Origin of the sequence: Shewanella sp. SM23 (assembly GCF_025654295.1) — a bacterium.
In the GTDB taxonomy this organism is placed as follows: Bacteria; Pseudomonadota; Gammaproteobacteria; order Enterobacterales; family Shewanellaceae; genus Shewanella; species Shewanella oncorhynchi.
The window spans coordinates 91,243-104,970 of record NZ_JAKKRM010000013.1; the positions used below are offsets into that span (position 1 = coordinate 91,243).

13 protein-coding genes are annotated in these 13,728 nt (G+C 47.1%); 3 read left to right on the forward strand and 10 right to left on the reverse strand.

Annotation, left to right across the window (positions count from 1 at the left end; all coding sequences use genetic code 11):
• Window positions 1–165: 165 nt before the first annotated feature.
• From hutH to hutC, 3 genes are all read right to left on the reverse strand, one after another.
• Window positions 166–1,707, reverse strand: coding sequence for a histidine ammonia-lyase (hutH, locus tag L5L98_RS15640; protein WP_113941242.1), 1,542 nt, complete (start codon window positions 1,705–1,707; stop codon window positions 166–168).
• Window positions 1,708–1,761: 54 nt separating this feature from the next.
• Window positions 1,762–3,429, reverse strand: coding sequence for a urocanate hydratase (gene hutU / locus L5L98_RS15645; protein WP_263142238.1), 1,668 nt, complete (start codon window positions 3,427–3,429; stop codon window positions 1,762–1,764).
• A 156-nt stretch (window positions 3,430–3,585) separates the two neighbouring features.
• The gene (gene hutC / locus L5L98_RS15650; protein ID WP_263142239.1) at window positions 3,586–4,293 is read right to left on the reverse strand and encodes a histidine utilization repressor; all 708 of its coding nucleotides are present in this window, start codon (window positions 4,291–4,293) and stop codon (window positions 3,586–3,588) included.
• Window positions 4,294–4,466: 173 nt separating this feature from the next.
• On the opposite strand from hutC, the gene hutI reads away from it, so the two are divergent.
• Window positions 4,467–5,693, forward strand: a complete 1,227-nt coding sequence (hutI, locus tag L5L98_RS15655) for an imidazolonepropionase (RefSeq protein ID WP_263142241.1) — start codon at window positions 4,467–4,469, stop codon at window positions 5,691–5,693.
• A 97-nt stretch (window positions 5,694–5,790) separates the two neighbouring features.
• Here the strand turns inward: hutI and L5L98_RS15660 are convergent, their stop codons facing one another.
• From L5L98_RS15660 to L5L98_RS15680, 5 genes are all read right to left on the reverse strand, one after another.
• Window positions 5,791–6,543, reverse strand: a complete 753-nt coding sequence (locus L5L98_RS15660) for a siderophore-interacting protein (RefSeq protein WP_263142243.1) — start codon at window positions 6,541–6,543, stop codon at window positions 5,791–5,793.
• Window positions 6,536–7,096, reverse strand: coding sequence for a MarR family winged helix-turn-helix transcriptional regulator (locus L5L98_RS15665; protein WP_263142245.1), 561 nt, complete (start codon window positions 7,094–7,096; stop codon window positions 6,536–6,538). Before L5L98_RS15665 ends, L5L98_RS15660 begins: the two co-directional genes overlap by 8 nt.
• A 166-nt stretch (window positions 7,097–7,262) precedes the next feature.
• Window positions 7,263–7,619 carry a hypothetical protein gene (locus L5L98_RS15670; protein ID WP_131524582.1) on the reverse strand — a complete coding sequence of 119 codons (357 nt, stop codon included), beginning with the start codon at window positions 7,617–7,619 and terminating at the stop codon, window positions 7,263–7,265.
• Between the two features lie 155 nt (window positions 7,620–7,774).
• A complete protein-coding gene (locus L5L98_RS15675; protein ID WP_014611817.1) occupies window positions 7,775–8,311 on the reverse strand; it encodes a protein tyrosine phosphatase family protein in 537 nt (178 codons plus the stop codon).
• Between the two features lie 229 nt (window positions 8,312–8,540).
• Entirely contained in the window at window positions 8,541–8,819 is a 279-nt protein-coding gene (locus L5L98_RS15680) for a hypothetical protein (RefSeq protein WP_248066808.1), read from the reverse strand.
• Window positions 8,820–9,045: 226 nt separating this feature from the next.
• Between L5L98_RS15680 and L5L98_RS15685 the strand changes: the two genes are divergently transcribed.
• Entirely contained in the window at window positions 9,046–10,869 is a 1,824-nt protein-coding gene (locus tag L5L98_RS15685; protein WP_263142248.1) for a glycerophosphodiester phosphodiesterase, read from the forward strand.
• 7 nt (window positions 10,870–10,876) lie between these two features.
• Here the strand turns inward: L5L98_RS15685 and L5L98_RS15690 are convergent, their stop codons facing one another.
• Window positions 10,877–11,308 (reverse strand): hypothetical protein, encoded by a 432-nt coding sequence (locus L5L98_RS15690; RefSeq protein ID WP_263142250.1) that lies wholly within the window; start codon window positions 11,306–11,308, stop codon window positions 10,877–10,879.
• A 381-nt stretch (window positions 11,309–11,689) separates the two neighbouring features.
• Here L5L98_RS15690 and mtnC point away from each other — a divergent pair, with 381 nt between their 5' ends.
• Window positions 11,690–12,370, forward strand: a complete 681-nt coding sequence (mtnC, locus tag L5L98_RS15695; RefSeq protein ID WP_105253037.1) for an acireductone synthase — start codon at window positions 11,690–11,692, stop codon at window positions 12,368–12,370.
• 104 nt (window positions 12,371–12,474) lie between these two features.
• Here the strand turns inward: mtnC and L5L98_RS15700 are convergent, their stop codons facing one another.
• Complete coding sequence (locus L5L98_RS15700) at window positions 12,475–13,566, reverse strand: hypothetical protein (protein ID WP_263142252.1); 1,092 nt, start codon at window positions 13,564–13,566, stop codon at window positions 12,475–12,477.
• Window positions 13,567–13,728: the final 162 nt, after the last annotated feature.

Sequence of the window (13,728 nt, forward strand, 5' to 3'; positions counted from 1 at the left end):
CAAATAAAAAGGCACAAGCAATCTGCCTGCACCTTAAATTTTGCCTTTTAACGCTTATTTTTAGCACATTGAGGTGCAAAATCTGGGCGCGATAACAAAAGCGCCTCAGTGCAGCCTATTCCCGCGGAGTAAACACCTGTTCAGCCATTAAACTAAAACAAACGCCTAAAAGCTGGCTAGCGTTCCTGCAGGCAGATAAGTGTTAAAGCTCGCTGTATACAACAAATCGGTCGCGGCTTCGATATCTGGCGCGAAGTATCTGTCTTTATCGTAATAGGCGACGACTTCACGCAATTCGGCTTTAGCCTTAGCCACTGCAACACTTGGGGCTAAAGGAGCACGAAAATCTAAACCCTGAGCCGCCGCTAACAATTCAATTGCCAGTACACCACGGGTATTTTCGCTCATATCGCGCAAGCGGCGGGCAGCAAAGGTCGCCATAGAAACATGGTCTTCTTGGTTAGCCGATGTTGGCAAGCTGTCAACTGATGCCGGATGTGCGTAGGTTTTGTTCTCGGACGCCAATGCCGCCGCCGTCACTTGGGCGATCATAAAGCCTGAGTTAACGCCACCGTTTTTCACCAGGAAAGGCGGCAATTTTGACAGGCTAGAATCGATTAGCAGTGCAATACGACGCTCGGCAATGGAGCCCAGTTCAGCAATTGCAATCGCCAGATTATCCGCCGCCATAGCCACGGGTTCGGCGTGGAAGTTACCGCCCGAAATGATATCGCCCGTGTCTTGGAACACCAGTGGATTATCGGTTACGCCATTGGCCTCTGTGCCTAACACATCGGCCGCGTGACGAATTTGGGTCAAGCAAGCACCCAGCACCTGTGGCTGACAGCGCAGTGAGTAAGGATCTTGCACCTTTTCACAGTTAGCGTGACTTAAGCTTATCTCAGACTCTTCACCCAGTAGATGACGGAAGACCATGGCCGAATCGATTTGACCTTTCTGACCACGCGCCGCATGGATGCGAGGATCAAACGGGCTACGGCTGCCCATAGCCGCTTCGACGCTCATGGCACCGATCACAGAACTTGCCGCAAACAAATCTTCGGCGTGGAATAACCCTTCCAGTGCCAGCGCAGTCGAGGCTTGTGTGCCGTTAAGCAAAGCTAGCCCTTCTTTGGCCGCTAAATCGATTGGCTTGAGGCCAGCGATTTCTAAACCTTCGGCGGCAGAAATTAACTCACCTCGATAGCTCATTTCGCCTTCACCCAGCATAGGCAAACACATGTGCGCCAGTGGCGCTAAGTCACCCGAGGCGCCAACAGAGCCTTTTTCTGGCACGCAGGGATACACTTCGGCGTTCACTAAACTGATTAAGAAGTTAATCACTTCTAAACGAATGCCCGAGAAGCCACGGCTTAATGAATTGATTTTTAACACCATCATCAAACGTACTGTGGCGTCTTGCATGTATTGGCCCGTACCTGCGGCGTGCGACAACACGATTGAGCGTTGCAGCAATTGCAGATCTTCGGGCGCTATCTTGGTATTGGCCAACAAGCCAAAACCCGTGTTGATGCCGTAAACGGTACGGCCTTCATCCAGCACTTTTTGCACGATTTGCGCACTGGTGTTGATGTCGGTAATGGCCTCTGGCGCGAGTTCGAGTGTCAGCTTATGGCGGCTGATTTCGCGTAATTGCGCTAGGCTCAAGCTACCCGGCGTTAACACTAAGTGATTCACAGATTTCATATTTTTAGCTCCAAGCTTTTAGTTATTATTGTTATTTTAAGAAGTTAGCATCGGCTAGTCTTGCATAGGTAAGTCGAGGCCTTGCTCTTTGGCGCAGTTTTTCGCAATCTCGTAGCCCGCATCGGCATGGCGCATCACGCCTGTCGCTGGGTCATTCCACAGCACACGGCCAACACGTTTGGCCGCCGCATCTGTGCCGTCACACACAATCACCACACCCGAATGTTGGCTAAAGCCCATGCCGACACCACCACCGTGGTGCAAAGACACCCAAGTTGCGCCGCTAGCGGTGTTGAGTAATGCATTCAATAATGGCCAATCGGATACCGCATCTGAGCCGTCCAGCATAGATTCGGTTTCGCGGTTCGGGCTGGCAACAGAGCCAGAATCTAAGTGATCGCGGCCAATCACCACGGGCGCCGACAACTCGCCATTTTTGACCATTTCATTAAAGGCTAACGCTAAACGGGCGCGATCTTTTAAGCCGACCCAGCAGATACGCGCAGGCAAACCTTGGAAGGCGATGCGCTCGCGTGCCATGTCTAACCAATTGTGCAGATGTGGATTATCCGGAATAAGCTCTTTCACTTTAGCGTCGGTTTTATAGATATCTTCTGGATCGCCAGACAGTGCTACCCAGCGGAACGGGCCAATGCCTTCACAGAACAGCGGACGAATGTATGCAGGCACAAAGCCTGGGAAATCAAAGGCGTTTTCAACGCCCACTTCAAACGCCATTTGGCGAATGTTGTTGCCGTAATCGAGCGTTGCTGCGCCGGCAGTTTGCAAATCGAGCATGGCTTGTACTTGCACCGCCATCGAGGCTTTTGCCGCCTTAACCACAGCAGCTTCGTCGGTTTTACGCATAGCTGCGGCCTCTGCCATAGTCCAACCCTGCGGCAGATAACCGTTTAATGGATCGTGGGCCGAGGTTTGGTCGGTCACAACATCAGGAGTAACGCCGCGCTTAACCAGTTCGGCAAACACATCGGCGGCATTTGCCAGTAAGCCAACGGATACTGGCTTGCCAGCTTGGTTTGCCGCTTCAATCATCGCCAATGCTTCATCGAGCGAAGTGGCTTTCTTGTCGACATAGCGGGTGCGCAAACGGAAATCGATGCGGGTCTCGTCGACTTCACAGGCTAACACCGAGAAGCCCGCCATAGTGCCCGCCAGCGTTTGCGCGCCGCCCATGCCACCTAGCCCGCCAGTGAGGATCCATTTGCCTTTGGAGATACCATCAAAGTGCTGTTTCGCTACAGAAACGAAAGTCTCGTAGGTGCCTTGAACTATGCCTTGAGTACCAATGTAGATCCACGAACCTGCGGTCATCTGGCCGTACATGGCCAAACCTAGCTTATCTAACTCGTTGAAATGCTCCCAGTTCGCCCAATGTGGTACTAGGTTTGAGTTAGCGATTAATACGCGCGGCGCATCGGCGTGGGTGCGAAATACACCCACTGGTTTGCCCGATTGCACTAATAAGGTTTCGTCGTCTTCGAGGCGTTGTAAGACTTCGATGATTTTGTCGTAGCAATCCCAATCGCGGGCGGCGCGGCCAATACCACCATAGACGACTAAGTCTTCTGGGCGTTCGGCGACATCTGGATGTAAGTTGTTCATTAACATACGCATTGGCGCTTCTGTGAGCCAACTCTTACAGCTTAATTGTGTGCCATGCGGTGCAATAATACGGCGGCTTGGGTCGTGGCGCTTATCCATTGAATTTTTCCTCTTTCAACCTGTGGTGCTAACTCGTATTCGCTAAGTCGCTAATACGGGTTAGCACTATTGTTTTTATTGTGTTTTTATCTTTTAACTTATAAAGGTACAGCTATTAGAGTGACTGATTTAAATCGGTAAATAACGCCACTGGCGCTACTTGCTAAAAGTTAAGTGGCCGCCGAGTTTAAAGCGGCTACCGGGGTGAACTAACTTGGCAAAACTCACCACGCCTTGGCGTGACCAAGTGCGGCGTAAAATCTGTAAACAGGGCTCAGTCGCGGGGATCTCGAGCCTTTGCTGTAATTCGGCGCTGGCGATAATCGCCTCAATCGTGTGATGCGCCTCGGTCAGCGGTGCCACTTGGGACAAATATTCGTGGGGTGTCTGCTGGGTAAAATCCTGCAATAAATAATCGGGCACTAACTCGGGATTCACATAACGCTCCTCGACTTGCAGCGGTAAACCCTGCTCGCAATGCACTAAGATCGAATGGAATACCTTTGCACCGTGCTCAAGTCCAAGGGAAATTGCGATAGTTGTACTGGCAACGGTTTGTTCTAGCACCCATTGCTGTACGCTATAGCCGTGGCCGCGGTCTTTAATTTCGTCGGCAATATTGCGAATCGCCAACATAGACGACTGGGATTTTCGCCCAGCCACAAAGGTGCCGAGCCCTTGGGAGCGTTCGAGTACGCCGCTATCCGTCAGCTCGGTTAGCGCACGTCGCGCCGTCATTCGGCTGCAGGTAAACAAATCGGCAAGCTGATTCTCAGAAGGCACGCGAGCATGCTCTTCCCACTCACCCGACTCGATAGAGGAGATAATGTATTGCTTAATTTCTGCAAACTTAGGTGTAGCCAAAACATTTCCTCAATATAAAGCGCTAGAATCTAGGTGCTATTCACTCTTTCAAACGTTCAAAATTGCGGCTACAATCCTAGCTTGTATATACAAGTAAATACAAGCCAGCTCACATAAATTTAATAAACCGTTAATCACTTGGTTAACATCTGCCAGCACAGCGAGGGGAATACATGTCTTGGGATCAGGTTTGGATAGACGTTAACTTAGCCACAATGGACCCTTCCGTATCAGCACCTTATGGTGCGATCACCAACGCGGCCATCGCAGTAAAAGATGGCAAAATTGCTTGGCTTGGCCCCCGCAGCGAACTGCCCGCCTTCGATGTTTTGTCAATTCCCGTTTACAGGGGCAAAGGCGGTTGGATCACCCCAGGATTAATTGACGCCCACACCCACTTAATCTTTGCCGGTAATCGCGCCAATGAATTTGAGTTACGCCTACAGGGCGCCAGTTACGAAGAAATTGCTCGTGCAGGTGGCGGCATTATTTCGACCGTTAAAGCTTGCCGCGAAGCGGATGAAGCAGAATTATTTGAACTCGGCCGTCAGCGTTTAAACGCGCTGGCCAAAGAAGGAGTGACTACGGTTGAGATAAAATCGGGTTACGGCTTAGATACTGAAACTGAATTGAAAATCCTGCGTGTCGCCCGCGAGCTCGGCAAGCATCACCACGTAGATGTGAAGACCACATTCCTTGGCGCCCATGCAATTCCGCCAGAATATAAAGACAATAGCGACGGCTATGTCGACTTAATTATCAATAAGATGCTACCCGCGGTGATCGCCGAAAATCTTGCCGATGCAGTGGATGTATTCTGCGAAAATATCGCCTTTAACCTTGAGCAAACTGAACGGGTACTCTGCGCAGCCAAAGCGGCGGGCTTAGAGATTAAGCTCCATGCCGAGCAGTTAACTAATATGGGTGGCAGCGCACTGGCCGCACGTCTTGGTGCTAAGTCTGTGGATCATATCGAATATTTAGATGAGGCAGGCGTAAAAGCCTTAAGTGAAAGCGGCACCTGCGCCGTACTGCTGCCGGGCGCCTTTTACTTTTTGCGGGAAACCCAAAAACCACCTATCGATTTACTGCGCCAATACGGCGTACCTATGGTGCTCGCCAGCGATTTCAACCCTGGTTCATCCCCCATTTGCTCAACCCTGTTGATGCTAAATATGGGCTGCACCTTGTTCCGCTTAACGCCAGAAGAAGCCCTAACTGGACTCACCTTAAATGCCGCCAAAGCACTCGGAATTGAAGACACGGTTGGCAGCTTAGTCGTTGGCAAACAAGCCGATTTTTGTCTTTGGGATATCGCTACGCCTGCGCAGTTGGCCTACAGCTACGGCGTCAATCCCTGCAAAGATGTAGTGAAGAATGGCAAGCTAGTTCACCAGTAGCCTAAGTGCATCAATAATAGGTGCATCAGCAGCAAAAACGGCATAAGCGAAAGGTTAGATAAGGTCGTTAAGTCAAACTTGGCGACCTTATCTGGATTTAAACACTGGCCCCATTTTCTAACTGTTCATCTTCTTGTTTTACCAGCTTATGCTCACCTTCGTTACAACCTATTTTCCAATAGCTCGAGGTATAAAAATGACTCTTAGGCAATGAATGCGCTTGCTTAAAGTGTCTTCTTAACGCGCGCATGCTATTAAATTCACAGGCAATCCATACGGCGGGCTCGCCAGCAAGCCAAGGTAATTGGGCAATTCGCTCGATCAAAGGGCGGCCTTCGGGATCGGCTTCAGGATTGATCACCCAATGCAGCTCAACATGTTCAGGATGCACGAGAGGTTGAATGTCGGCTTCGCTCAATACTTCAATCACGGCATAACCCACGGCATCCTTTGGTAATTGCGCTAAGTTCACGCTAATGGCGGGTAAGGCTGTCATATCACCTGCGAGTAAAAACCAATCCGCCTCAAAGTTGATCAGTTTTTTAAGTCCGGGTCCGCCAATTTGAATGAGTTCGCCCACCTGCGCCGTTTTCGCCCAACTCGATGCGGGGCCGTCGGTATAGTGCAGCACAAAATCCACATCGATTTCATCATCGCGTTGCTGACGGATAGTGTAAGTTCGCATTAATGGACGCTCACCCGCTTGTGGGAATAACAACTTGATATAGGCACTCTCTTGACCGGCAGGAAATCCAGCCAATCCCACACCGCCTAAGGTGATACGTAGCATATGCGGGGTGATATAAGTCGAGCGGATCACTTCTAGCTCACGTGGTGCAGGTTTATTCATTATGATTTTCTCCTATTGCGTTTTCTGCCGTTAAGCGCAACTCAATGGCTCCTTTTCCAGCCGTATCTTTTGGCTTACTAGATGGTCTTTTTTGAGTAAGGCAATCAGCTTCACTTTTGGCGGTAGCGGCATCATCCACACTTTTACTGATCCTATTGGCAAGTTTAATAAAAGTATCGACTTCGTCTGAACTGAGCGCCTGCGTCATGCGCGCCACGGTTTTACGTTCTGAGGCATTGATCTGAGTCATGATCTTTTCCCCCTCAGCCGTGGGTCGCAGTAACTGGCTGCGGCCATCCTTAGGGTTATCGATTTTAGTGATCAACCCGCTCTGCTGTAGCTCATTAAGAACACGGGTAATTTGCGCTTTATCCCGCTGCATTCGCAGGGCAATAGACTGAGCTGTCGATTCAGGATTGCGACACACGCCCTTCAAGGCACGGATATGAGTGACAGGTAAATCAATCTCTTGTGCAGCAATATCGCTACGCAATTGCTTTTTGTAGGCATGCACTAATCTGTGCAAGGTTTCACTGAGTGACAATGAAGGCATAGAAGGCTCTCGATATAGTTGACTGTATCAACAATATCGAGATTAGTTGATTGTGTCAACTATACCGACTAGCGTTAAACAATTATGACGATGCAACATTATAAATCGAAGCTTTATTCCATTCCGTAATGCTCATACGTCACCTTACCTATCACTCATTAACGCTTTAGAGGCAAATAAACGCGTCTCGCTTAAAATAAAAAAGAATAGCTTCAAGTAATTCGCTATCTGTCCATTGCGCTTTTTGCATTGTGTAGTTGTCAATGACATCTTCGATTTGATCCATATTCAAGAAGTAACAATAGCCACTTTTAAACAGGCTATTTTCAAACTCATCAAATTCTTGATCCGAAAAGTTATTGGTACTACCCACTATCGGTAATAAAGTTGTCGTGAGTTGAATATCATCATTCTGTGAAGTGTCCTCATAAACAAGCCAATATCCGAGACCTCGATTAGAAATACATTTATCTATCCAGCCCTTTACTGATTCAGGCCTATCAAGAAATGGTGTTATATCCACTGATATTTTTCCTTTAAATGTCAATGCTTGCTAAACGGCAAAAAATTTAATTCTGTATTAGGACGATAAGTGAATTCAAATAAAAATTATGTTTTGGCGCTATTCCATTCTTCCTCGAATTAGCGCCATCATATTATAGGGCGTGTCGCCAAGGATCAATGTCCGTATTTAGCACTCACTTCCGTAAGTAACGCTTGCCATTTAGGGTAAATCGTTAACTCATCATTCCATGGCGCCATGGTCTGTGCCATGTTGGGATTTTGGCCTTGTTTTAACTGATATAAATAAGCAAACGCTGACGCTCGATAATTAGCGAGACAATGCACTAATACATCTTTCCCCTTATGCTGATCCATAGCCGCAAAGAAGGCTTCCACATCTTCGACCTTTGGATTTTGCCAATCCACGGGAATATACACATAGTCCATTCCGGCCTGAGTCACGAGTTTACCTTCATCAGGGTGGGCATCTTTACTGCTGTCCGGCATAAGATTGATCACCACATCCACACCAGCTTGTTTAAGCAGTGAAAATTGCTGCTCATTTGGTAAACCTGAGCTTAATAACTGCGGCGCTTGCTGTTGTAATGCACGAATACCCTGAAGATTTTCGATCGATTCTATATTGGCATTCGCCAGTGGAGCCCCCAAAAACAGGGCAAGAACAAGGCTTGAAAGTACGGGATTTCTCATCAATAACTCCTTGGCTAACATAAAAATCAGAGGCTTGCTTAATCCTCTGATAATCCTGTACCACCGAAGTTCAGCAAATATCATCCCAATCCACCACAAATGCACAAACCTTTGAGCTAGCACTCATTTTTCGCGCCGAATTAACGATGGTTGCGTTTCATCTTGGGAGATTTAGCAATCGGTTGCAAATATCGATGACTTACCTCTCAACATTTTTAAAAGCAACGGGCTAAAACATATTAAAAATCAACCATAAAAACAAAATAGAAGGTATTACCATCAGCGTGCTCACAACCACATATACCCAATGTTTGAAATAGATAAAGATCCCGATACCCACAATATTGGCAACAACAATAGAAATCACCAGCAGCAAAGGGGAGACAATATGTGCAATATTATTCAAAACTCGAGATGTTGGGATATGGATTATCACTCCCGTAGAATTCAGCACAATCAACACTGCCAGTAATGAAAATGCCATCAGTACCCAAAAAAACTTACTCATTGTCCATATCAACCTGTTATCCCTACATCCATCAGGATTATAAAGGTTCGTACCCCTATATGGCATACACTATTGAGTGTAATTATCTGTTTTACAAAGCACACCACCGAAAGCAACAGACAGGCATAAATCATCATCTTACCCAAGGTAATAAATTCGATGACTAACCTTAAACCTGAAACGCTGCTAAATTACAGTCCTCAACTCGCACGATTAAGGAAGCTGCATGCTCAATCCTGAACACAGTTACTGGCATGACACGCTTAAAGCTATTCGTCGCTGCGGTAGAAAACTCATTGAATTTGAACTGTTATTCACCTTAGTGTCGGCGGGTATTATCGTCCCGTCTTTTGGCTGGCTACTGCGCCATCTGATTGCCAAAACGGGCAATGTCACCATCACCAATTACGACTTAATCGCCTTTGCCATGTCTCCCTATGGCTTGCTGTTTATGGTCATTACTCTATTCAGTAGCTTTACCGTGTTTTTTACCCAACGTGCTGGAGTCACGATTCTCGCAGCATCTGGCTTATATGATATTCCCATTGGCCCAGTGCGGGCGCTGATTTTCGCGACAGCGCGCTTACCCGTATTTATTCGCCTTGGTAGCATTTATGCGGCTTGCTTATTGCTGCTCAGCGTACCTTTTATCGGGTTAGGATATCTGATTTTCAGCGTGTTTCTACAGGGACACGACATCAATTACTACTTATATTTCAAGCCTATAGACTGGTATCTCGCCTTAACGAGTATGGCGTTCTTAGCGATAATCTATGTCCTTGTTGCCTTATATCTGTGGGCCAAAGCGGCCTTTTCACTAACAATTATTGTGAGTGAAACGACCGATGCTTTGACGGCACTCAAACGCAGTTGGCAATTAAGCGCAGGCAATGAACGCCCGATTATGTGGCACGCTGCGGGTTGGTGGTTGAGGATAGGTGCTTTGGTGTATCCCTTAATGCTGCTGATCTCCTGGGGTGCCGATAGCTTACTCGATAGGGTTACGCTGACACTTTCGACAGAATTAGCCATATTGGCCCTCGTCTCCGCACTGATTTTTATGCTCAGCGCGGCATGGTCCTTACTCGGAATGTTTGGGGAAGCCTTTATCATATTGCTGTTATACCGCCAACTGGGAGAAAAACCCGCAGGGTTAGAACGCCTTGGGCGACAAACGGTAAAAAGAACGTCTGAACTGTCGATTTATACGATAAGCGGGGTGTTGATCGGCACTTTTTTAATCATGTTGGGGTTAGGGGTATATGCCCTCAATAGTGAACCACAAAGGGATGACATCCTGATTACTGCCCACCGTGCTGGCGCTGCTAGGGCACCAGAAAATACCCTTGCGGCTTTGCGTTTAGCGATTGCAGAAAAGGCGGATTATGCCGAAATCGATGTGCAAACGGCATCCGATGGCACCTTAATGGTATTGCACGATGCTGATTTAATGCGCATAGCGGGCGATCCAAGGCGAGTTGCTAACCTCAGTGCGAGTGAAATACAACAGCTTGATGCAGGGAGTTGGCACAGTGCCGCCTTTGTAGGTGAATCCGTACCAACACTACTAGAGATGCTTAATGAGGCACGCAACAAAATCGGTTTGAACATTGAGCTTAAATATAATCAAGCCGATCCCAGCTTAGCGCAGGCCGTTGTCGCCTTATTGCAACAAGAGAAAATGACACAACAAGTGGTGATTACATCGCTCGAAGCAAGAGCCATTGAAGAAGTTCAACGACTCGACCCTTCCATTCACACTGGCCTTATCGTCACTCAATCCATTGGCGATCCCATTAAGGCGAATACACAATTCTTAGCGGTCAATCAATCGATTACTAACGAAAAGTTTATCGCCCGTGCACACAAAGGAGGTAAGCAAGTGCATGTATGGACTGTTAATAATCCACGGCAAATGCTGCGCATGTTGGCGCTGGGAGCCGATGTACTCATTACCGACTATCCGCAGGAAGCCGTGGAAATCCGAGAACAGTGGCTCGCGTTATCCCCTGTTGAACAAACGGCGCTGCGCCTACGCTATGTTCTGTAGATTCTGCTTATTTACTCAACCTCGCCTCGAAGCGCTTAGCTCTGCGTTGAAGCAACCAAAAGAGGCTTAGCACCCCAAATGAAGCGGCTAAAGTGGTCAGCGTTAGTGCAAAACCTTTGAATGAAAACAGGTTTAAAGTAAAACCATCTAACACCAGTACCGCCAAGCCAAGCGGCATTTGGATAAGCACAGCGGTAAACCAATCGAAGGGAAGTTTAGGAAAGATCCTGTGGTAAGCATAAAGCACTAAACCTGCAAGCAATATCAGCAAACTCGCATCGTGAGCCGCCAACAAAAGATACTCCACACTGTTATGCGAGATGTGAGGCACCGCACTCAACATGTCCAACATATAACCCACGCTGGCGACCAATGAGAAGCTGATAAAACTCAATAAGGCTAATAGGATACCAAAGCCAAGTGCGGGTAAATATTTCATGTAAGGTCTCTCTATTCGCAGGTTAAATATGCTGTCTCGTCTCCCGAAAACCACAGCATGCAAGGTATAAAGGAGTAAAGAGACTTTAACTACAATAGCAGCCTAAATTTCCCTTAGCTATTAAGACCATAGTCTTATGTCTACCACAAACTTGTGCGCAATAAACGAGATGAAATCCAGTATCAAGTTAGTGTTTTCTCGGATAATCAGTGGGTAAGCTTTTAAAATTACTAGATTAATCAAATTTCAATCTTATCGCTTAGTGATATCACCCACAATTTGCCCATGTGTTTGGGTGAAATAGACTAGCCAATTTCACCAATAACGCTTAGGATCGGAGTTGCATTTTTTAGCCAACATATTGTGGAGTATCAAAACATTATGGGTATCAGAGCCATAGTCGTAGACACAGCAGGCACCACGACAGACCTAAACTTTATCCAAGATGTACTATTCCCCTATTCTGTCAAAGCCTTGCCAGACTTTTTAGAACAGAACCAACACAATGTATTGGTTGAAAACTGTATTTGTGACACTAAAGATATCGCCCTAGAGCCCGAGGCTGACTTAGCGCGTGTAACTGAGATCCTGCAACAGTGGGTCAACGAAGACCGTAAAGCTACGCCACTTAAAACCTTACAAGGGTTAATTTGGAAACAAGGCTATGCCCATGGCGAATTTAAGGGCCATATCTTCCCGGACTTTATTGAAGCGGTGAAACGTTTTAGCGCACAAAATCTGCGTATTTACAGCTTTTCATCCGGCTCTGTCGACGCGCAAAAACTGTTGTTCGGCCACAGTGACGGCGGCGATTTAACTGAAATGTTTAACGGCCATTTCGACACTCGCACGGGCAACAAATTAGATAAGCAGGCTTACTGCAATATCCTCAACACCATCAGTTTAAGCCCCAAACAAGTACTGTTTGTGTCTGATGTTATTGAAGAATTAAAGGCTGCCGACGCTGCGGGCATGATGACCTGCCAAATGGTTCGCGACAGCAAGCAACGCACTGGCGAGTTCCGCAAAATCAGCAGCTTCGATGAGCTGCTGATTGAATAATGCAATTTTGAATAACGTGATGGTTGAATAGCACGATAGTCAGCTCAAACTGATTTAGCCGATAAAACGAAAGCGACCTTGTGGTCGCTTTTTTATTAATTGACTCAATTGCCCTTCACCGCCAGCGGAAACGCGGCCGAGATACATTTTTCCACCTCAAAACGATAACCATAATCCGCATTCTTATCGGGTGTGATCAACAAAATCTCGTAATCATTTAATTCAATCACATTCGACTCGGCAGGCTTTTTACAACGCGAGCGGCCATTGGCTTCAAGTGAAAATGCGAACGTAGCTAGCCATTGCCGCACTAAGTACTGATATTGAGTTCGCACTGAGGCGTAGGCCTTTTTGCGATCTTCCTCTTCCAGCTCGCTGTCATCATTACTATTCTCAGCCTTGCTCGATTTATCGCTTTCAGAGTCAAGAGCAGTCTGAGTTAGCTCTACAATCGGTACCGTCAGCACATCGGTCGCATCCGGCAACCGTCCCGATTTAGGCTCGCGAGGCGCATGCTTAGCGGCTTCTTGGGGAGAGGTAATAAAGTTGCCAAACGAGGTTTCAATGCGAGTCTCTAAATCAATTAGCAGGCTCAAGTGATACAAAACCACAGTCGCTAGCACGATACGGATCAAAAAAGTCGTTTTACGGAATGAAGTATGCGAGGTAAGCCGTAACGATTTGACACCTAAAGGTTTAAGCAAAAAGATCAATATTAAATAGATAGGAATAATCAACTGTAATGCCAGCAGCACAATCGCGCTTACCATCAAAAACCAAGCGGGCATATAGAGTAAAATCGCTAAGTTATGGGTGTAATTGAGATCGCTTGCTGAGACCCCAACCACTTCGTTAACTATCGCGCCAGACCAGCCCAAAGCAAAGTTGGCAATCATCGCATAAAACAGCAACAACACAGCTTTGCCCGCCAAACTGTGCCAAACCCGCTCGAACACAGGCCAAAACTCGATGGCCATAGCGATGACGGCAATCACAGCGACCAACCCCATTAACTCGCTACTAAAAGCCAATATCAAAGCAATAAGATACAGCTTTTGCGCAAAGGATAACTTAGCCACCCCTTGGATAAGACAGCGCCAAAATTTGCCCAAATCTAAACGGATTTCACTCAGTGATGGTAAGCTGAGCTTTCGCAAGTATTGGCGAGCCGCCCCAATGTAACCGATTAAATTCATTATTATTTTACATTCCATTGAAATAGTAAGACGGGCAACATTTGCCACTGTAATGTGCAAAGCACAGTGATGGCAACTGTGCCACTCAATCTCGGTACATTGGTCACTTTGGCTATCTCTAGCCAAAGTCGAACGCTCTGCTTAGAGTCGAATGAAAGCTCT